The organism is Lachnoanaerobaculum sp. (assembly GCF_057250505.1).
This window is the reverse complement of record NZ_DBHIEQ010000015.1, coordinates 22,406-43,761: the sequence shown is the minus strand read 5'-3', so window position 1 is coordinate 43,761 and position 21,356 is coordinate 22,406. Positions and strand designations below refer to the sequence as shown.

Sequence of the window (21,356 nt, the reverse complement as noted above, 5' to 3'; positions counted from 1 at the left end):
TTCCTCCTTAAATAAAATCATTCAGGCAAATAGACCCGTAAGGTCTTATCTTCATCTTATAAGAAGAACCCTCGCCTAAGAATCCGTCCATATATGCAACATACTCATCACTGTACTCTTCAGGTACCATTGCCATTATTACTCCTGCAAAGCCTCCGCCATGTACTCTGGTTGCACCTACATTTTTATCCTTCAAAAATCTCTCTGAAAGTGCAAGTGCCACAGTGATACCCTGTTCGTTCGGTGCAGCATTTGTATACACATTCTGAAGATACTTCCATGACGAATTGCCGCTTTCGGTTATATTTTTCAAGAATGTATCAAAGTCATTATGTGCAAGTGCATTCACCTCAGCTTCCACTCTCTTGTTCTCATCAAAGAAATGTATGCTCCTTAACACCGCTCTGTCATTTGCATACTCTCTTATCTTCGGCAAATTGTTGTAGAATTCCTTTTCATCCACCTCAGACAATGTCTTTTTACCAAAGTACTCCGCAACTTTCTTCATCTCTGACGGTATGGATGAGTAATCTGCAGAAAGGTCGGCATGTCCTCTTCCTGTTTGAACTATAATAAGATCATGCTTTGCAGCTGAAAAGTCAAAATCTATCTCTGTAACCTTGGGCATATCAGGATTTTTAAAGTCGATACTGATAAGTCCGCCGTAGGCACAACACATCTGGTCCAAAAGTCCGCTTGCCTTATCCCAATAGTGATTCTCTGCATACTTTCCTATATATGCATAATCCGTCTTTGAGAGTTTCCCGTCATTGAACAGTGTATTTATTATCTGGCATATAAGAGTCTCAAAAGCTGCAGATGAGCTTACACCTGCACTTGAAATAACATTACTTGTGATATATGCGTCAAATCCCCCTATCTTTGCATTTCTTTCTATGAAACCGGCCAAAATACCTTTAAGTAACTCAGTAGTGCCTACCTTTTCAACTCCCGGTTTTATATCGTTTATATCTATACTGAACTTTTGTGAAAATGATTCACTCACAATATTTACAATATTTGAACCGTTATCCGCCGCAGCCGCTATACAGTCAAGGTTTATACTTCCTCCAAGCACCTTGCCGTTGTTGTGGTCCGTGTGATTTCCTGAGATTTCGGTTCTTCCCGGAGATGAAAACAGCTTAACATTTTTTTCACCGAACTCTCTTACAAATCCTTGTAAAACATCTTCATATCTCTTTAAATTATCCTTAACTCCCACCTTGGTATATAATTTCTCCAATAAATTCTGCCCTTTGTTTTCCAACGTAGCCTTTGTATCAAGTAAATTCATAAAATCCTCGCTCTATATTAGTAAAACAAGTTCTAAATAACCTCATGTTTTCTAAAAGTAGTTTATCATAAAATCAAAAAAAGTACACAATTTATTATTGTGTACTTTTAATTTATCCTACAGCGATGACTATACCTCCGTCACCTGCATACAATGTCGCAACTCCTGCACCGTTTACAATCTTTATATCCTTAAACTTACGTGACTTTTTAAAAAGATCGGCCACATATTCACCTCTCTCCAAATTATTTATATGTGTGATACATACAGTCTTCTCGGATACATTATCTCCCGCCTCTTTTACGGCTATCTCTACCATCTTTGTAAGTGCCTTTTGCATACCTCTTTGTTGGTCTTTTTTTATTATTACGCCGTCCTCGGCACCCATTATAGGCTTTATATTAAGTGCTGACGCTATAAATGCTGTAACTGCAGAAAGTCTTCCGTTTTTCCTTAATGTATCAAGAGTTTCAATAACAAAGTATGTCTTCATCTCATCTCTAAGCTTGGTGATTTTCTTTGAAATCTCCTCAAATCCAAACCCCTGCTTACAAAGTTTGTCAAGCTCCAACATCAGTCTGTATTGACCTGCGGAAGCCGACTTTGAAGAAAGCACCAAAATATCCTTGTGGTCATGCTCCTCTTCATAAAGCTTCTTTCCAACCTCCGCACTTTGCCAGCTTCCGCTCAAATGTTCTGAAAGTGTCACCACAAAAGCCATGTCGGTATCACATTCCATAGCTTCTTTAAAAGCCTCCGGAGACGGACAGGCACTCTTTGCTCCTATCTTTGACTCCGCCATTCTTTTTATAAAATCTTTTTGATTAAATTTATCATCATCTTTAACACTGTAATCTCCGATTTCAAGTGTGAGAGGTACAATGACTATATTGTCATCTTTCTTCAGATTATCATCCAAATCGGTACAACTGTCTCCAATCAATCTACATGTCATATATCTCAACTCCGTTTAATGTAGTTTTAAAAACTACATTCATTATAATTATACCGCCTATATAAGTCAAGTTATAAGTAAAAATATATCCACACATATCTTACCATATTTTATAAAATTTCTTGATATTTTACAGTTATATGGTAAAATCTTTAAATACATAAGGCTATATGCTTTATGTAAATTATTTGCAAAAGGGGTTTTACAAAATGAAATTAAGTGCAAGAAATCAATTCAAAGGAATTGTTGCTAATGTTAACGAAGGTGCTGTAAACGGTATCGTATCTATCAAGGTAAATGATGAGATTGTTTCATCCACTATTTCAATGAATGCCATCAAGGAATTGGGACTTAAAGAGGGTGTTGAAGCAATTGCCGTCATCAAGGCTACAGAAGTTATGATTGCTACAGAGCTCCCGAAGATATCTGCAAGAAACAAATTCAAAGGTACAGTAAAAAATATTCAGGTAGGTGCCGTAAATGATATCGTAACTCTTGAAACAAAGCTCGGTATAGTTTCTTCTACAATTTCAAAAAATGCTGTAGAGGAGCTTGAACTTGCCGTAGGTAAGGAAGCATATGCAATTATCAAGGCCACATCCGTTATGGTAGGCGTTGAGTAATTTAATAAAAATGAGGCTGCCACATTTGATGTGACAGCCTCATTTTTTATTTAAGTTTTAACATAAGTTCATTGCTTCTTTTTATAAATGCAGTCATTCTCTCAGGTGAGAGCGGGCTATGTGATATGGAAGCCATATCATAGAGCTGCTCACAAATCATATCGAAATACTCTTTGTTACTGTCTGATAAGAGTTCCTTTACAAGCGGATGATTTGCATTAAGTACAAGTGTCTCTCCTTCTCCTCCGAACATGGAAGGGTCCATTCCCATCATACCGTACTGCTTCATCATCTCCTGCATTCTTCTACTCTCTTCAGATATCGTAATAACTGAAGAAATCTCATCATTCTTCAGATGCTCCACACTTACCTTAAGCTTATCATTGTGAAGTGCACTCTTTACCTTCTCACATAATTCATCATAAGCCTTCTTTGATTCCTCGCTTATATCCTCACTTCTCATATCATCACTGACATCGGAGTCTATTCTTAAGAACTTTACATCTCCTCTCTTCATTTCAAGAGTAGATATAAAAGGTACATCGATACTGTGCGGAAGTACTACAGCATCCTTGCCTGCCGATTTGAAGATATTTACATACTGACTCTGCTCTTTTACATCATTTACATAGAAGATATCGGTCTTTTTCTCTTCATTTTCTTTTGCCTTTTCATCACTGCCCGTTTTCTCATCTGCTAAATCCTCAGGCTCATCAGACTTGTTTTCTTTTATAAGCTCATCAACTGTAAGGTATTTGTCATTTATGGTTTTGAATAAAATGTAATCCTCTACCTTCTTGCCGAACTTCTCATCTTTTAAGTAACCGTACTTTATAAAAGGTGCTATATCATCCCAGTACTTCTCATACTTATCTCTCTCGGTCTTGCACATTCCGGAAAGCTTGTCCGCTACCTTCTTTGCAATATACTCTGAGATTTTCTTTACAGAACCGTCATTTTGCAGTGCAGATCTTGATACATTAAGAGGAATATCCGCACTGTCTATTACACCCTTTAGCAGCAGTAAAAACTCAGGAATAACTTCTTTTATATTGTCGGCAATAAATACCTGATTGTTGTAAAGCTTTATAGTACCCTCTATAGAATCGTACTCGCTGTTTATCTTAGGGAAGTAAAGTATACCTTTCAGATTGAAAGGATAATCCATATTCAAATGAATCCAGAAAAGCGGCTCCTTGTAGTCCATAAACACTTTTCTGTAGAATTCAATATACTCCTCATCGCTGCACTCGTTAGGATGCTTTGTCCAAAGCGGATGTATATCATTTATCGGAACAGGACGCTTTACTATCTTTACCTTTTCCTTTGCAGGTTCAACTTCCACAACTTCTTTGGTACCGTCTTCTTTCTCCTTTTCCTCAGTCTTTGCAGGCTCTATGATATTCTCTATAACGGTATCGGTATCCAAAAGCTCTGATTTATCTATTGTCTGCGTAGACTCTTCGGCATCAATATCCTTTAAGAAAATCTCTTCAGGCATAAAGGAACAGTATTTGTTTAAAATTTCTCTTACTCTGAACTCATTTGCAAACTCGTGGCAGTTCTCATTAAGATAAAGTGTGATGGAAGTTCCTCTTGTATCTTTATCTCCTTCACCCATTTCAAACTCAAGTCCGCCGTCACTTACCCAGTGAACAGACTTTGAACCTTCCTTATATGACAATGTATCTATAGTAACCTTATCGGCAACCATAAATGCGGAATAAAATCCGAGTCCGAAATGTCCTATTATCTGCTCTTCATTTGCCTTGTCCTTATACTTTTCTATAAAATCAACCGCTCCTGAAAAAGCTATTTGATTTATATACTTTTCAACTTCTTCCTCAGTCATACCGATACCGTTGTCGATAAAACGGATAATCTTTTGCTTAGGACTGATTTCAACATCAATCTTATACTTCTCATCTTCAGGCTTTGTAAACTCGCCTGCAAGACTCAATTTTTTAAGTTTTGTTATTGCATCTGTTGCATTTGATATCAACTCTCTAACAAATATATCATGATCTGAATACAGCCATTTTTTTATAATCGGAAAAATATTTTCACTGTTTATTGATAAATTTCCCTTTTTCATGTCATCACCTCTCAAATAAATTAGCAAATGCTTCACATCTGCCTGATATATCTATTATATCAACCAAAATACAAATGTCAACAAAAAATTAGCACTCGAGTAACTCAAGTGCTAATAGTTTTAATTTTATTCAACCAATTTATCAAGTTCCTTTACGGATTCGGTTTCACTTGCCACTATATGGCTTGCTTTTGATGCGTATTGGTTTACGGCTCCCTGTGACTTCTTGATATTTTGCATTGTACCAGGTCCTGCAACACAGCCTCCCGGACAAGCCATACCTTCAAGAAGATATCCCGGATATTTTCCGGCCTTTGCCATCATTACCATCTTCCTACAGTCAACCAATCCCTCGGCATTCATAACCTTAACTTCTTTGTCAGGATATTGCTTCTTTATAACACCTACTACCGCCTTTGCAACTCCTCCCGCTACGGCAAAGTTTCTTCCGGCTGTAGAAGCATCGTTGACACCGTTAGGATCTTCCTCAAGATTTTCAATATCTATATGCTTGGCATCAAAGATTCCGGCCATCTCCTCAAATGTCAGTACAAAATCCACCTCACTTCTAACCTCTGTCCACATAGCCTCAAGCTTCTTTGCGGAGCAAGGTCCTATAAATACCACCTTACCGTCAGGATGATGTTTCTTTATAAGTCTGGCTGTCAGTGTCATAGGTGTAAGTGCCATTGATATACAATTTGCCTGATCCGGGAATACCTTCTTTGCCATCAATGCCCATGAAGGACAACATGATGTACCCATAAAAGGCAACTTTTCAGGAACTTCCGCAAGGAAGTCCTCAGCCTCTTGAGTAGCACAAAGATCGGCACCTATTGCAACCTCAAATACATCAGCAAATCCGAGCGCTTTCATAGCCGCACGAAGTTTTCCCGGTGTAACCTTAGGTCCGAACTGTCCTACGAATGCAGGTGCAATTGCCGCATATACTCTCTCTCCCGACTGTATGGCTCTGATAGTCTGGAAAATCTGTGACTTGTCCGAGATAGCACCGAAAGGACAGTTTACAAGGCATTGTCCGCATGATACACATTTGTCATAGTCGATATCGGCCTTCCCGTTCTCATCTGAGGAAATGGCGTCCATACCGCATGAAGCCGCACAAGGTCTTGTCTGTATTATTATTGCATTGTAAGCACAGACATTTGCACATCTTCCGCATTTGATACACTTTTCCTGATTGATACTTGAAAATCCGCTTTCTTTGTCGATGCTTACAGCACCTGTAGGACAAACCTCGGCACATGGATGTGCAAGACAACCCTGACAGCCGTTGGTTACATAGACTCTTTTTTCCACACAGCCGTGACAGGCAAATTTTATAATATTGATCAACGGTGGTGTATAATATGTCTCAGCCTTATCAGCCAGTTCTATGCCCTCTGAGAGCGGGGCATGATTTGCAGCACTTCTGTAAGGCAATCCCATAGCAAGTCTTAATCTCTCTCCGACTATAGCTCTCTCCAGGAAAACATTGTTTCTAAAATTTCCGACTTCACCCGGAATTATCTTATACGGGAGTTCTTCTATTCTCTTATCCACAGGCCACTCCGTGTGGTATGCCATTCTTGCAACTTCCCTAAAGATTCTATGCCTTATTTCCTGAATTCTTGTTTCAACACCTCTCACAATATTCCTCCACTAAATAAATCCTTTGTTTAAGAGACGGGTAACCGCCTCCATGAGCAGTTATATTTTACTATATCCAAAATATAAAATAAAGTAAGGTTCGTTATTTCTTTGGCAATTTCATGTTTTTTATAAGAAACAGCCAATTTAAAATATAAATACACAAAAAGGCAGGCTATATAGCCTGCCTAAAATGTTTATACACTATAGACTTAAAAATATGTCTAAATTAGTTTTCTTTCTTCTTTGTAGCTACTACAAAAGCACCGCCTACAGCTGAAAGACCGAGTAATGCTGCATATAATCCCATTGCTGAAGCATCTGCTGTCTTTGGAACATTTAATCTGCCTCTCTTAGCAGCTGTAACATCTCCCTTTGTTGCACCGTTGTTATTAGCGCCTGCAGGTCCTACATTTCTTGTATTTGTATTAGCTGTATTTGAGTTGTATGAGTTTCCGTTAGGTCCTACATTGTTTGTAGTATTTGTATTGTTTGTGCTTACAGGTCTTGCACTTCCACCGCCGTAGCTTGAGCCTGATGATCTTCCTCTGCTTGAAGATGATGAAGAGTTAGAACTTGTTGCATTTGAAACTGTCGCATTGCTGAAAGTAGCTCTTCTGATCTGAGTGTTTGTAGCCGCACCCGGTGTGATAACCTGTGAAGGTGCACCGAAAGCCACCATACTGCCTGAAACCAAACCTAAAGCTAAGCCTGCTGAAACAACTACCTTTTTAATGTTTGATAAACGCATGAATGATATCTCCTTTTTTATAAATTTTATTTCGTTGGCACTAATATAGACCCATATGAAAAAATTTTCAACCCCTTTATTTAATCTGTAACATTATAGTAAGAATTCTTACAAGGATAATACAGAATATTTTACTATTTTAAAAAGTATAATAACACAAAGTTTCTGACCTGTAATAAAAGCTATATGAGAAAGAAATAGAATAATAAAATAAAACTGCCCCACATATGAAGCCATATATGGAGCAAGCATTTAATTCAATATATTATTCGGTATCCGCATCAAGCTTTGACGCTCTTGCCTCAACCTCTTTTTTCTGGATATCACCCGGAGTCTGTTCGTATCTTGCAAACTCATAGCTGAACACGCCCATACCGCCTGTCATAGAACGAAGTTCCGTATTGTATCCGAACATTTCAAGCATAGGAACATCAGCTTTAATAAGCTGCTTACCGTGGTTAACTGACTCCATACCGAGTACTCTGCCGCGCCTCTTATTAAGATCTCCCATAACATCACCTGTGAATTTATCAGGTACTATTACACTGACTGTATATATAGGCTCCAAGAGTACAGGAGCGGCCTTCATAAATCCGTCCTTAAATGCAATAGTTGCAGCCATCTTAAATGCCATTTCCGATGAATCAACCGGATGGTAAGAACCGTCCAAAAGCACAGCCTTAACACCTACTACAGGATATGCAGCCAAAGGTCCCTTAACGCAACACTCTGCAATACCTTTTTCTACCGCAGGGAAATAGTTCTTCGGAACGGAACCTCCAAATACAGTCTCCTCAAATACATACGGCTTTTCAAGATCTCCTGAAGGCTCAAAGCTCATCTTAACATCACCGAACTGTCCGTGTCCGCCTGACTGCTTCTTATACCTTCCTGCCGCCTCAACCTTTTGTCTGATAGTCTCTTTGAAGGCTACCTTAGGTCTTGAAAGCTCTATCTTAACCTTATATCTGTCTAAAAGTTTACTAACCACAACTTCAAGCTGCTGGTCGCCTATACCGTATATAAGAGTCTGTCTGTTTGCAGTATCGTTTACATGCTTAAGTGTCAAATCCTCTTCCATAAGCTTTGACAAGCCTGATGAAAGTTTATCTTCTTCACCCTTATTCACTATCTTATATCTCATACATGTATACGGTGATGAAATCTTAGGACCGTGATAAAGTATAGGAGCGCTCTTAAGTGCGATAGTATCACCTGTTGTTGTCACACTGAGTTTTGCCATAGCGCCGATATCACCTGCTACAAGCTCAGGTACTTCTATGGCACTCTTACCTCTGAGTACATATATCTTTCCGGACTTTTCTTCCGTTTCCTTACCTACATTATAGATTGCACTGTCAGGCTTAAGTGTACCCGTACATATCTTAACCAGTGAATACTTTCCGATAAACGGATCCACTATTGTCTTAAACACTCTTGCAGACAGTGAAACATCCTTATTGTACTTTGCTGTGAAATGCTCGCCGTTGCTTACATCCACGCCTACACATTCCTTAAAATCAGGTGATGGGAAATACTTTTCAATAGCCATCATAAGTGCCTTAAATCCTTGTGCATCGATTCCCGAACCCATCATAACAGGCACTATATCTCCGTTGCAAATATTATCCTTGAGTGCGCCTGAGATTTCTTCATCACTGAAGCCTTCACCTGAAAGATATCTTTCCATATACTCTTCACTTGTCTCTGCAACGGCCTCCATAAGCGCTTCTCTTGCAATCTTAAGGTTTGCCTCTACATAGTCAGGTATCTCACACTCAACATAATCCGATAAATGTGTAAATCTTCTACCTTTCATCTTTACAACATTTACAAATCCCACGAACTTTTCATTCTCTCTGATCGGAAGATGGAACGGAGCCACTTTTCTTCCGAAGCGTGTCTCAAGCTTCAAAAGCAGTTCACGATAGCTCGCCTTGTCATCATCCATATTTGTTACAAAGAATATTCTCGGTAATCCGTACTCCTCACAAATTTCCCATGCTTTTACGGTACCTACTTCTATTCCCGCTTTACAATTGACTACAATGATGGCTGCATCTGCAGCAGATACGGCTTCTTCCACCTCGCCTACAAAGTCAAAATATCCTGGAGTATCCAAAAGATTTATCTTCAAGCTTCCGGATTCGCCCTCATATTCTACCGGAACCAAAGAAGTACTGATGGAAAAACCTCTTTTTATTTCTTCCTTGTCATAGTCGCTTATGGTATTTCCGCTTGAAATACTTCCCATCTTTGAAATATTTCCCGCTACAAAGCTCATAGCCTCCGCCACTGTAGTCTTGCCCGAGCCTCCATGACCAAGTAATACGACATTACGAATTTGTTTAGTTTCATAAACCTTCATAAGAGAATCCCTCCTTTTTCGTCAATAGACTTTCTGATAAAGATATTTTACTAAACAAACAATAAAATTTCAAGTTTTATATTCAATTTATACAATGTATTTTACAATTTTTTTATAGTTAATTTGTTAGAATATTTTATAATATTTTGGTGCAATTATACCATTTTAGTAAAGTTAAATAGTATACAATCTCCTTTTTCTTTTATCACTTTAAATCATTAAAGTAAAATTGTTGACTAATGAGTTTAAATGTAATAGACTTCATATGTCAAAGTTAAGCGGAAACGGAGAATTATGAAGTACAATAATATAGCCTTCATAGGCTTTGGGCTTATAGGCGGCTCCATAGCAAGGGCAATAAAAAAATACAGACCTATATCAAAAATCTATGCCTATACAAAGAACAGTCTTGAACTTTCAAAGGGTAAAAGTGACGGAGTCATTGATGTTATTTTGGAAGATATAGATACGGCGCTTTCAGAATGTGACATTATCTTTTTGTGCACTCCGGTAGAATTCAATGAGTATTACCTTGAAAAGATAAAGCCGTATATTAAGAAAGAAAGTATAGTAACGGATGTAGGTTCAACGAAATCATCCATTCATAATCTTGCAAAAAAACTTGATATGGAAGAAGTTTTTATAGGCGGTCATCCTATGGCAGGTTCCGAAAAAACGGGCTATGCCGCGTCGGATGCACTGCTTTTGGAAAATGCCTACTATATGATTACGCCTTCATCAAAGACTCCTGAAGAAAAACTTGATGTACTGACAGATATTGTTACGATGATAAAGGCCATTCCTTTTGTAATAGACTATCAAAAACATGACAATGTGGTAGCTACAGTCAGTCACCTGCCGCATATACTTGCGGCCGCTTTGGTAAATCTTGTAAAGGATAATGATTACAGCGACGAGGTGATGAAAAGAGTTGCCGCAGGCGGCTTTAAGGATATAACAAGGATTGCATCCGCCTCCCCTATTATGTGGGAACAAATATGCACGGTAAACTCTGTGCCTATAAATAAGATACTGAGAAAGTACATTGATATGCTTGAGGATATATACGCACATCTGTCTGACAAATCAAGTCTTTATATCAGCAATATGTTTGAAAAATCAGGAGAGTATAGAAACTCCTTTGACTCAAACTCTCAAGGAGTCATTATATCAAAGCATGATATCAGCGTGCATATACAGGATAAACCCGGTGCGATATCCGTTATTTCCGCGATACTGGCTGCAAACTCAATCAGTATCAAAAATATAGGTATCAATCACAACAGAGAGAAGGGCGAAGGTGCTCTAAATATCTCATTCTACGATGCGGATTCCTGTGAAATGGCAGGCAAATTATTAAGAGAATATAATTATACAGTACTATAACGGAGGTAATATGATAAAAGGAAGATTAAGAGTTCCGGGAGACAAGTCAATCTCACACAGAGCCGTGATGTTCGGCTCTATAGCAAAGGGAACGACCACTATAGAAGGATTTTTGACAGGAGCCGACTGCATTTCCACTATTTCAATATTCAAAAAGATGGGAATTAATATAGAACTTGACAACACCTCGGTCAAAGTACATGGAATGGGGCTTTACGGTCTTAGATGTCCACATGAGATACTTGATTGCGGCAACAGCGGCACTACAACAAGACTTATAAGCGGAATACTCTCGGCACAAAACTTTACATCTGTGCTTACAGGTGATAAATCAATACAAAAAAGACCGATGAATCGAATAATTACCCCTCTTTCCATGATGGGAGCAAATATAAAAAGTAATGACGGATTTGCACCGCTTACAATTACAGGAAGTTCTCTTCACGGTATAAGATACAACTCTCCTGTAGCAAGTGCACAGGTAAAATCCGCAATACTGCTTGCCGGATTATATGCGTCAAGTCCTACTTGTGTAACCGAACCTGCAAAATCAAGAGACCATACCGAGCTGATGTTAAAAAAATTCGGTGCAAATTTAACCGCTACCAAAACAAGTGTAACCGTAAATCCATGCAATGAACTTTTTGCAAATGTTATAGATGTACCTTCAGATATATCTTCAGCGGCATTCTTTATGGCTGCCGCAATACTTGTTCCGAACTCGGAGCTGATACTTGAAAATGTAGGCATCAATCCTACAAGAGACGGTATAATAAGAGTATTGAAAGATATGGGCGCAAATATCGAAATAATAAATCAAACCGATTCCTTTGAACCTGTAGCGGAGATAAGGGTGACTTATTCAAAGCTTCATGCAACCTGTATCGGCGGAGATATAATACCTACACTTATAGATGAACTTCCTCTGCTTGCAGCACTCGCTTCCCTTGCCGAAGGCACCACTGTTATAAAAGATGCCGGGGAGCTTAAAGTAAAAGAGTCAAACAGAATCCGTGTAATGTGTGAGGAGCTTTCAAAGCTGGGTGTTGATGTAATTGAGACCGAAGACGGTATGGAAATTACCGGAACAAATAAGCTTTGTGGGAATGTTACCATAGCTACACATGATGACCATAGAATTGCCATGACTTTTGCCGTTTTAAATCTGGTATCGGACGGAGAAATAAGACTTGATAATAAAAATTGTGTAGAAATATCATATCCTGAATTTTTCAATGATTTGAATAAAGTAAATGTATAAAAAATGCCGTCAACAATAGTATTTATCATATTGTTGACGGCAATAATTCTGTTTATTTTTGATGTCCGAAAATCATTGCTACATAGTAGTTACCGTTGCTGTAATAATAGCCGACTCCCGCATATATTGTAGAAGCCGGAAGATTTTCAATATAGCCCTCACTCTGTAACATCAATTCATTGTGCTTTTGTGAATTCTTAAATGAGTTTATCTTCATATCTGTAGATGTGGAGTTATCCATTGTGATTATCTCAGATAAACCTTCATAACGGTCTGTAATATTATTTACAGTAAAAAACTTCTGTCCGTCAGGTCTGGTATGTGAGAATGATGTTGCGGTTTCTTTTGCTCTTTGCTGTGCCGCAATCATAAGTTCATTACTTACCGCCATCTGTGGAAGTCCCTTAGACTTTCTATATTCATTAAGTTTTAGGAAGAGATCCGCTCTCTCTCCTGAGTTCTCACCGCTTATTCCCTGTGCTACACTAAGTCCGGCTTCTCCCGACTTAGTCATTACAACTCCGTTTTGTGTCCATGCACCGTCAGCATTCAGATCATATCCGTCAGGAGATTTTGTACTCTTAAGCATTGCACTGTATGGAAAGCTTTTATTTCTTCCATCATTAAAGAAATATGATTTACCGTCTATCCATTGCCACCCTGTAAGTGTATAGCCGCTTGAATTAAAATAATACCAATTTCCGTCAATATTTCTCCACTGTGATACCGGATATTTATAATCATCTGTCAGATACCACCAGCCATTTGAATCATGCTCCCAACTTGCGGCATATGAAACTACCGACATTCCCATACTCATACTGAGTGCGGCAGCCAAAACAACTATTCCTCTTTTCATTTTTCCTCCTACATCTTTTACAAATATGCTCTGTTCAGTCATAAAATGTATTTTACAGATGCTAATTTCTTAGGTATAATATGACCGATACCGGATTTATAAATACTTTTCGGTATCATATATATTATGGCTTTTATACAATCGAATTATATCAGATACATAAAGCATTTCATAGAGCTTATTTATGTATTTTTTATAAATTTAATTGTAAGAAATACACAAAGGAAATGAAAATATGAGTCAAGAAAAATTTGATTTGGACGCTGCACTTAAAAATCTTAACAATACTTCAGCTCCTCAAAAAAGAAACGGAACAATAAAAAAGAAAAATGCCGTTAGCATAAAACCTGACTACAGATATGAAGCTTGTAACGATTCTTTCCCATGTGCAAACTGCGGTAAAATGATAAATCCTGAAGGCGCAGGCACACATCACAGAAACCACTGCCCTTACTGTCTGTGCTCTATTCATGTAGACAATGAACCGGGAGATCGAAAAAGTGATTGTAAAGGTATTATGGAACCTATTTCCATATGGGTTAAGGACAAAGGTGAATGGGCAATAGTCCACAGATGTAAAAAATGTGGTAAACTTAATACCAACAGAAGTGCGGCAGACGACAATCCGATACTTTTGATGTCAATAGCCGTAAGACCTTTGGCTTCACCGCCTTTCCCTCTGCATTTATTGGAGGAGGTTATAAAAAAATAATCAAATATGGCAAAGTCCATAAGCGATCTTTGCCATATATTTTATACTTATTCAGTTACTTCTTCTTTTCTGATTTCCTTTGTTCTTATCTCCTTGCAGATTATATCTACAAAGTCTGAAAGCTTCTTGCTTCCCTCATCTCCTGCAAATCTGCTTCTTACAGATACGCTTCCCTCAGCCTCTTCCTTTTCACCTACTACAAGCATATACGGAAGTCTTGCAAGTCTTGCATCTCTTATCTTAAATCCTATCTTCTCTGTTCTTGTATCGACAGTAGCATCTACGCCGTTTTTCTTAAGTTCTTTCAACACTGAGTTTGCATAGTCGGCATACTTATCGGATATAGGAAGAATTCTTACCTGCTCAGGACATAACCATGTAGGGAACTTTCCTGCATACTTTTCAATAAGCCATGCAAGTGTTCTCTCATAGCATCCAAGTGATGTTCTGTGTACAATGTAAGGTCTTACCTTTGCACCGTTTTGGTCGATATAATAAAGGTCGAAATTCTCTGCAATAGCGGCATCAAGCTGGATTGTAACCATTGTATCCTCTTTGCCGTATACATTCTTTGCCTGAATATCAATCTTAGGTCCGTAGAATGCGGCCTCGCCGTCAGCCTCTGTAAACGGAAGTCCCTTCTCTACAAGGATATTTCTGAGTGCGGCCTGTGTACCTTCCCAGTAAGCCTCATCTCCAAGGTATTTTTCCTTATTGTTCTTATCCCACTTTGACAGTCTGAATGTTACATCATCTCTAAGACCAAGTGTTTCAAGTACATATATTGCAAGGTTAAGACAGCTTTGAAGCTCTTCTTCAGCCTGATCCGGTCTTATTACATTGTGACCTTCAGATATAGTAAACTGTCTTACTCTTGTAAGTCCGTGCATCTCTCCTGAATCTTCATTTCTGAAAAGTGTTGAAGTCTCACCCATACGATATGGAAGATCTCTGTAGGATTTTTGAGTATTCTTGTATACATAGTACTGGAACGGACATGTCATAGGTCTGAGTGCAAGGATTTCTCCGTCATGCTGAGGATCTCCAAGTATAAACATACCGTCCTGATAGTGATCCCAGTGACCTGAAATCTTATAAAGATCGGACTTTGCCATAAGAGGTGTCTTTGTTCTTACATAGCCCCACTCGTTGTCCTCAAGGTCCTCAATCCATCTTTGAAGTTTCTGAATCATCTTTGTACCCTTAGGCAACATAAGCGGAAGTCCCTGACCTACCACATCCACTGTGGTAAACAGCTCCATCTCTCTACCGAGCTTATTGTGGTCTCTGAGCTTGATATCCTCAAGATGCTTTAAATATGCTTCAAGCTCTTCCTTTGAGTTATATGCCGTACCGTAGATTCTTTGAAGTCTTGCCTTGTTTGAATCTCCTCTCCAATATGCCATTGACGATGATACAAGCTTAAAAGCCTTGATATCCTTTGTTCTTTGCAGATGAGGTCCGGCACAAAGATCGGTGAAATCTCCCTGCTTATAGAAAGATATCTTCTCACCCTCAGGCAGATCCTTTATAAGTTCCACCTTATAAGGCTCATTTTTTTCTTCCATAAACTTGATTGCTTCTTCTCTTGGAAGCTCAAATCTCTCTATAGCCTCACCCTCTTTTATTATCTTCTTCATCTCGGCTTCAAGCTTGTCAAGGTCGTCTCTTGAAAACGGTTCATGCTCAAAGTCATAGTAAAATCCTTCAGCAATGCTTGGTCCTATAGCAAGCTTTGACTGCGGAAAAACTCTTTTTACAGCCTGAGCAAGCACATGTGAAGTAGTATGTCTTATAACTGAAAGTCCTTTTTCATCTTTTAATGTAATAAGATTCAGTTCACAGTCACTGTCTATCTCATCTCGCAGGTCATGCATTACACCGTTTACTTCACCTGCAACCACACTTCTTGCAAGTCCTTCACTTATATCCTTAGCTATATCAATAATACTTTTCTTGCTGTCGTACTCTTTAACTGAGCCGTCTTTTAATGTTACTTTCATCTTTCCTCCATTCAAACTACAAAAAATCGCCCTCAAACTCTCGTTTAAGGGCGATGTACGCGGTTCCACCTTAATTCGGATATATAATATATCCCTCATTTGATTATAACGGAATCACCGTGCTTTATTAAAGCCACTCAGAGACGGTCTTCACATATACATCCGTAAGTTGCTCTCAGCCCTGCAACCCTCTCTGTAAGTTCAATATATGCTACTCTTCTCTTCTTCGTTTATGCACCATATAATATTACTTGATTTTATCTTTGTCAAGTATTATTACATCTTTTTTGCTTCCAAGTCCTCTAAATATCTGAGCATTCCCTCTACAGCCACCTTAGCCTGTGATACTGCATTTACTACAGTCTTTGAGCCGAGTACCACATCACCTGCCGCAAACACACCGTCAACTGTTGTCATACAGTTCTCATCAACTATCAAAAGTCCCTTATCTGAAGCCTTTAAGCCTTCCGTTGTAAGTACAAGCTTGTTTTTAGGTCCGTTACTTACAGATATGATTGTAGAATCCGCTTCCACATAGTCAAGATCCTTCTCATATCCGATTACATTGTTTTCTTCATCAAATATAGCTGTCTTAAATACAGGTCCGTCATAAGTAATGGAGTCAATAGCCTTACCGAATATAAACTCGGCACCCTCATACTTTGCAGACTCAACCTCAACTGAATTCGCTGCAACTCTCTTACTTCTGGCATAAAGTTTAACGGATCTTGAACCTCTTCTAAGAGCCGTTCTTGCCACATCCATTGCAGCATTTCCCATTCCGATAATGGCAACGCTCTCACCAAGTTTATGTCCGTCAGGGTTTGCAAGATAGTCCACACTGAAATGAACATTCGGCAAGCTCTCACCTGCAATACCGAGAGTCTTTGCTCTCCACACGCCTGTACCTACAAATACGGCTTTGTATCCGTCTCTAAAGAGGTCCTTTATTTCCAGAGCTCCGCCTACAGCGGTATTGTTTCTTATCTTAATGCCGATCTCTTCCATCTTGTCGTAGTATCTTTTCATAAGCGACTTAGGCAATCTGAAATCAGGAATACCGTACTGAAGCACTCCTCCGATACTGTTTCTCTCATCGAAAATAGTTACATCGTAGCCTTCCTTTATCATCTTGATGGCAACAGTCATTCCTGCCGGGCCTCCGCCAATTACGGCAACCATAATATTCTTTCTCGGCTTTTTGACAAACTCCATTCTGTCAAGATAAAAATCTGATATAAACCTTTCTATATCACAAAATCTGACAGGATTGTTCTTTCTGTTCATTATACAGTTTCCAAGACACTGAGCTTCGTGGTCGCAAACTATTGAACATACTAAAGAAAGCGGATTGTTCTCAAAGAGAATCTCACCGGCTTCCATTATTTTCCCTTCCTTAAAAAGTGCTATAACCTGCGGAATTGATGTAGTCACAGGGCAATGCATACTACATAGCGGCTTCTTACACTGCAAGCACTTATTTGCTTCATTTACTATATGTAATCCCATATTTCACCTCTTACTTAAAAAAACTATTATAAGACGGGATAAGTTTACAGCGTAAAATTAAATTTTTCAATAAAGTATCTTATAAAATACATATAGATATTTTTTTATCAATACTTTGTGGTTCTTCCGATTATTCTTCTCCGAAATATTTTTTAAAACATTTGAAAGTCTCTTCACTGATATAATGCTCTATTCTGCAAGCATCCTCTATAGCGGTTTCCTTGCTTACTCCCATCTTTTGTAAAATTCTTCCAAGTACATTATGTCTTTCAAGTGTAGATGAGGCAATTTCCATTCCCTTATCGGTAAGTGTGATATGTCCCTCGTTATTTACTTCGACATATCCGTTTTCTCTGAATTTTTTCATCTGCTCGCTTATAGTAGGCTTTGAATATCCCATCTCTCTGGCAATATCCACAGCTCTTACAACACCGATTTTGTTTTTCAGTCTGAGAATAGTCTCCAAATACATTTCTGCCGCCTCTTGTATAACCATATATCCTCCTTTTTTATTAAAAACTGTTTGAGTGTAATTATAACCAAAATAATTGCAAAAATCAATTGTTTACAATCATTTATATCTTTATAAAAACGGACATCCTAAGATGTCCGAAAAAAACATTTAATCTTAATCCTCAGGCAGTAAGTTTGTCATACTTGAAAGCGCAATACCTACTGTTGATGCATTATGTAAAAATGATGATGTGGCAGGAGCCAAGATACCTAAGATTCCAAGTCCTATAAGTGAACCGTTAAATCCCATAATGAATCTGAAGTTTGACTCAACACGCTTTGTAAGCTTGTTTGAAAGCTCTTTTAATTTTACAAGCTCGTTAAGATCGTCTGCAGATATACATACATCCGCAATCTCTCTTGCAATAGCCGCACCCTCACTGATAGCGATACCGCAGTCTGCAGCGGAAAGCGCCGGCGAGTCGTTGATACCGTCACCGATCATTATTACGGTTCTTCCCTTTGCCTTTTCTTTTTCAACATAGCTTGCCTTATCCTCAGGCAAAACCTCGGCATAGTACTTGTCTACACCGACTTCTTTTGCAATTGCCTCGGCGGTATATTGATTGTCACCTGTCATCATTACAGTCTTTTTGATTCCAAGCGCCTTTAACTTCTTTAACACATCCTTAGCCTCGGCTCTAAGCGGATCCGCAATCTCAATAATAGCTGCAAGTCTTCCTGCAATTGCCATAAACAGATGTGAATATCTGTGGTCAAGGTTTTCAACCTTTCTCTTTGCGTCTTCGCTAAGGAATGCCTTTTCATCCTCGATTACAAAGTGATAACTTCCTATTACAACCTTGTCGCCCTCGATTGTACTTGCAATACCGTGTGCAACAATATACTGAACCTCGGAGTGCATCTCCTTATGACGAATCTTTCTTTCCTTAGCCTCTTTTACTACGGCATTGGCTATAGAGTGAGGATAATGCTCCTCAAGACATGCCGCAATCTTTAAGAGCTGATTCTCGTCATCTCCGTCAATTCCGATGATTCTTTGTACCTTAGGGCAGGCATATGTAAGTGTACCTGTCTTATCAAATACGATAGTGTCTGCTTTGGCTATAGCCTCCATAAACTTACCGCCCTTTACGGTAATCTTGTCATTACCGGCCTCTCTCATTGCTGAAAGCACTGCAAGAGGCATGGAAAGCTTAAGTGCACATGAGAAGTCAACCATCAAAACTGACAGCGCTCTTGTTATATTTCTTGTAAACAGATATGTAAGTCCTGTTGTAAGAAGTGAATAAGGAACAAGTCTGTCCGCAAGTCTGTTTGCCATGTTTTCGGTATTTGACTTAAGCTTCTCGCTGTCCTCAATCATAGATACAATCTTGTCATATCTGCTCTGTCCGTTTGTAACTGTCGCTCTGAGAAGGCACTCACCCTCTTCAACTACCGTACCGGCATAGACTCTTGAACCTGCACTCTTTTCTACAGGAACTGACTCACCTGTAAGTGAAGCCTGATTTAACATTGCTTCACCGCTTACCATCTCTCCGTCAAGCGGTACTACATTACCTGTATGTACTCTGATAAGGTCACCTGTCTTAATATGTGAAATAGGTACGGATACCTCTTCATTTTCTGTAACAAGCCAAACCTTATCCACATTAAGTGACATACTTCTTGCCAGGTCGTCTACAGACTTCTTATGAGTCCAATCCTCAAGCTCGTTACCTATATCAAGTAAAAGCATCAAAGAACCTGCTGTTGAATAGTTACCCTGTACAATAGATATAGCCACTGAAAGTGCATCAAGCAAATCAACTTCAAGTTTTCTGCTGACAATACATTTGATTCCTCTCCACACAAGCGGAGCGGCCTTAACAATCGTATAGACACTGTTGATAATATTCGGGAAGAACAATCTTCTTACACCGAATGACAAAAGCATTCCCACCATCTTTTCCTGGAACTCTCTTGTTATCTGCCTACCTGAAGTATTCGGCATATTTTCAAGCAGTGCCGTATCATTATAGTTGAACTTTTTCAGTCTCTTTATAACAGACTCTCTTTTATTGTTCTTATAATAAATAGCTACATCACAGGTTCTCTCGTATACAACGACCTTTTTTACAAAGTCAAAACCTTCCAAATAATATTGAAGCATATCCGCTTCTTTTATTGTCATTCTCTTTTGAGCCATGCGCACACGCATTCGTCTGCTTGACTCATGTAATATCTTACAATTCACATTAAACCTCTAATCATTATACTCTAATCTATTATAATTTAAGGAAGAGTCAGACTCTTCCTTATTATCAAAACTATATTTTCTTAAAAGTATTACTCTTCGATGTTAGCTGCTTCTTCTTTTGCTGCACGCTCTTCGTTGATGTCCTTAGCCTCAGCCAAAATATCGCTTGCATTCTCCTGAACACATGAAACTGTATCCATTACACATTCCTTCATACGAAGTACTGCCGCTGTTCCCTGTGCATAAGCTTTCTTTGCATCCTTGCTTGAAAGCAACTTAATTCCTGCTGTTCCGAAAAATGTACCTGCTGCGAATAAACCTATCTTCTTCCAATCAATTAATAACATATCATACCTCCTGTTAGTGTTCACTAATATTAACAATTTTATTTTGTAAAATTTACTACGCAGATAATATATCATAAAGGAAGGTTCTTGTAAATAGTAAATAGACGGAAAATTGACCTTTTACCTGCTAATATTGTACTTTTTTAAGTACTTTTTAGTTAGTTTTCACTAATAGTCAGTTAATTCAGTAAGTATTCTCTAACTTTTTCTTAAAAAACTCTTGCATTAAATGTTAGCGTATGCTAACCTATAGAATGTATTTTGACATAAAGAAAAGGAGGGGTTTTATGATGCCTTTGCTTATGGCTAACTTAGGCGAAGAATACATAATAAAGCAGATCAACGGACGTGAGAAGGATAAAACCTTTTTGGCGACTCTCGGATTTGTTATTGACGGTAAGATTTCTGTTGTAAATGCCATGTCGGGAAACTTGATAGTAAATGTTAAGGATTCCAGAGTTGCAATCAGCAAAGAACTTGCTTCAAAGATTATGGTCTAGTTAGTTTTTATAATGTAAATATTTTATTTACACAGCAATGGAATTTCCATTATTACGTTTTGAGATTACTTCGCATTACAGAAAGGAGAACGAATGGATACTTTAAGAGATGTAAAAATCGGCGAAACTGTAACTGTTGCCAAAGTTCATGGTGAAGGTCCTATAAAGAGAAGAATCATGGACATGGGAGTTACAAAGGGTACAAGCATACATGTACGTAAGGTAGCACCTCTTGGTGACCCTATCGAGGTTACTGTAAGAGGTTATGAGCTTTCTATCAGAAAAGCTGACGCGGAAAATATTGAAATCACCAGATAAGGAGACAAT

At 38.5% G+C, this 21,356-nt stretch carries 18 protein-coding genes and 1 other annotated feature; of the genes, 6 read left to right on the top strand and 12 right to left on the bottom strand.

Translation table 11 applies throughout. From position 1 onward, the window contains the following. Window positions 1-7: 7 nt before the first annotated feature. Window positions 8-1,294, bottom strand: coding sequence for a galactokinase (locus ACO6FI_RS07830; RefSeq protein ID WP_485456851.1), 1,287 nt, complete (start codon window positions 1,292-1,294; stop codon window positions 8-10). Window positions 1,295-1,406: 112 nt separating this feature from the next. Continuing rightward, a complete protein-coding gene (locus tag ACO6FI_RS07825) occupies window positions 1,407-2,249 on the bottom strand; it encodes a DegV family protein (protein ID WP_485456850.1) in 843 nt (280 codons plus the stop codon). A gap of 209 nt (window positions 2,250-2,458) precedes the next feature. On the opposite strand from ACO6FI_RS07825, the gene ACO6FI_RS07820 reads away from it, so the two are divergent. Further along, window positions 2,459-2,872: a TOBE domain-containing protein gene (locus ACO6FI_RS07820; protein WP_485456849.1), complete on the top strand. Its 414-nt coding sequence runs from the start codon at window positions 2,459-2,461 to the stop codon at window positions 2,870-2,872. Between the two features lie 46 nt (window positions 2,873-2,918). Here the strand turns inward: ACO6FI_RS07820 and htpG are convergent, their stop codons facing one another. The 4 genes from htpG to ACO6FI_RS07800 form a co-directional block, all read right to left on the bottom strand. Continuing rightward, window positions 2,919-4,967: a molecular chaperone HtpG gene (gene htpG, locus ACO6FI_RS07815; protein ID WP_485456848.1), complete on the bottom strand. Its 2,049-nt coding sequence runs from the start codon at window positions 4,965-4,967 to the stop codon at window positions 2,919-2,921. A 126-nt stretch (window positions 4,968-5,093) separates the two neighbouring features. After that, the gene (locus ACO6FI_RS07810; RefSeq protein ID WP_485456847.1) at window positions 5,094-6,617 is read right to left on the bottom strand and encodes a 4Fe-4S dicluster domain-containing protein; all 1,524 of its coding nucleotides are present in this window, start codon (window positions 6,615-6,617) and stop codon (window positions 5,094-5,096) included. 229 nt (window positions 6,618-6,846) lie between these two features. Next, entirely contained in the window at window positions 6,847-7,368 is a 522-nt protein-coding gene (locus ACO6FI_RS07805) for a sortase B protein-sorting domain-containing protein (protein ID WP_485456846.1), read from the bottom strand. A 265-nt stretch (window positions 7,369-7,633) separates the two neighbouring features. After that, the gene (locus ACO6FI_RS07800; protein ID WP_485456845.1) at window positions 7,634-9,736 is read right to left on the bottom strand and encodes an elongation factor G; all 2,103 of its coding nucleotides are present in this window, start codon (window positions 9,734-9,736) and stop codon (window positions 7,634-7,636) included. Window positions 9,737-10,030: 294 nt separating this feature from the next. Here ACO6FI_RS07800 and ACO6FI_RS07795 point away from each other — a divergent pair, with 294 nt between their 5' ends. Then, window positions 10,031-11,122, top strand: coding sequence for a prephenate dehydrogenase/arogenate dehydrogenase family protein (locus ACO6FI_RS07795; RefSeq protein ID WP_485456844.1), 1,092 nt, complete (start codon window positions 10,031-10,033; stop codon window positions 11,120-11,122). A 10-nt stretch (window positions 11,123-11,132) separates the two neighbouring features. Beyond that, the gene (gene aroA, locus ACO6FI_RS07790) at window positions 11,133-12,383 is read left to right on the top strand and encodes a 3-phosphoshikimate 1-carboxyvinyltransferase (RefSeq protein WP_485456843.1); all 1,251 of its coding nucleotides are present in this window, start codon (window positions 11,133-11,135) and stop codon (window positions 12,381-12,383) included. Between the two features lie 52 nt (window positions 12,384-12,435). Here the strand turns inward: aroA and ACO6FI_RS07785 are convergent, their stop codons facing one another. Then, entirely contained in the window at window positions 12,436-13,242 is an 807-nt protein-coding gene (locus ACO6FI_RS07785) for a CAP domain-containing protein (protein ID WP_485456842.1), read from the bottom strand. Between the two features lie 235 nt (window positions 13,243-13,477). Between ACO6FI_RS07785 and ACO6FI_RS07780 the strand changes: the two genes are divergently transcribed. Then, window positions 13,478-13,954, top strand: coding sequence for an RNHCP domain-containing protein (locus tag ACO6FI_RS07780; protein WP_485456841.1), 477 nt, complete (start codon window positions 13,478-13,480; stop codon window positions 13,952-13,954). 47 nt (window positions 13,955-14,001) lie between these two features. Here the strand turns inward: ACO6FI_RS07780 and thrS are convergent, their stop codons facing one another. From thrS to ACO6FI_RS07755, 5 genes are all read right to left on the bottom strand, one after another. Continuing rightward, window positions 14,002-15,957 carry a threonine--tRNA ligase gene (gene thrS / locus ACO6FI_RS07775; protein WP_485456840.1) on the bottom strand — a complete coding sequence of 652 codons (1,956 nt, stop codon included), beginning with the start codon at window positions 15,955-15,957 and terminating at the stop codon, window positions 14,002-14,004. A gap of 43 nt (window positions 15,958-16,000) precedes the next feature. Beyond that, window positions 16,001-16,193, bottom strand: a binding site (T-box leader). 40 nt (window positions 16,194-16,233) lie between these two features. Continuing rightward, window positions 16,234-17,466 carry an FAD-dependent oxidoreductase gene (locus ACO6FI_RS07770; protein ID WP_124952227.1) on the bottom strand — a complete coding sequence of 411 codons (1,233 nt, stop codon included), beginning with the start codon at window positions 17,464-17,466 and terminating at the stop codon, window positions 16,234-16,236. A 130-nt stretch (window positions 17,467-17,596) separates the two neighbouring features. Continuing rightward, window positions 17,597-17,962 (bottom strand): metal-dependent transcriptional regulator, encoded by a 366-nt coding sequence (locus tag ACO6FI_RS07765; protein WP_274970320.1) that lies wholly within the window; start codon window positions 17,960-17,962, stop codon window positions 17,597-17,599. Window positions 17,963-18,094: 132 nt separating this feature from the next. Then, a complete protein-coding gene (locus ACO6FI_RS07760; RefSeq protein ID WP_485456867.1) occupies window positions 18,095-20,131 on the bottom strand; it encodes a heavy metal translocating P-type ATPase in 2,037 nt (678 codons plus the stop codon). A 140-nt stretch (window positions 20,132-20,271) separates the two neighbouring features. Beyond that, window positions 20,272-20,529 (bottom strand): DUF6110 family protein, encoded by a 258-nt coding sequence (locus tag ACO6FI_RS07755; protein ID WP_060931718.1) that lies wholly within the window; start codon window positions 20,527-20,529, stop codon window positions 20,272-20,274. Window positions 20,530-20,816: 287 nt separating this feature from the next. Between ACO6FI_RS07755 and ACO6FI_RS07750 the strand changes: the two genes are divergently transcribed. Then, entirely contained in the window at window positions 20,817-21,029 is a 213-nt protein-coding gene (locus ACO6FI_RS07750) for a FeoA family protein (RefSeq protein ID WP_008751074.1), read from the top strand. 93 nt (window positions 21,030-21,122) lie between these two features. Beyond that, a complete protein-coding gene (locus ACO6FI_RS07745; RefSeq protein ID WP_009446352.1) occupies window positions 21,123-21,347 on the top strand; it encodes a FeoA family protein in 225 nt (74 codons plus the stop codon). Window positions 21,348-21,356 lie beyond the last annotated feature (9 nt).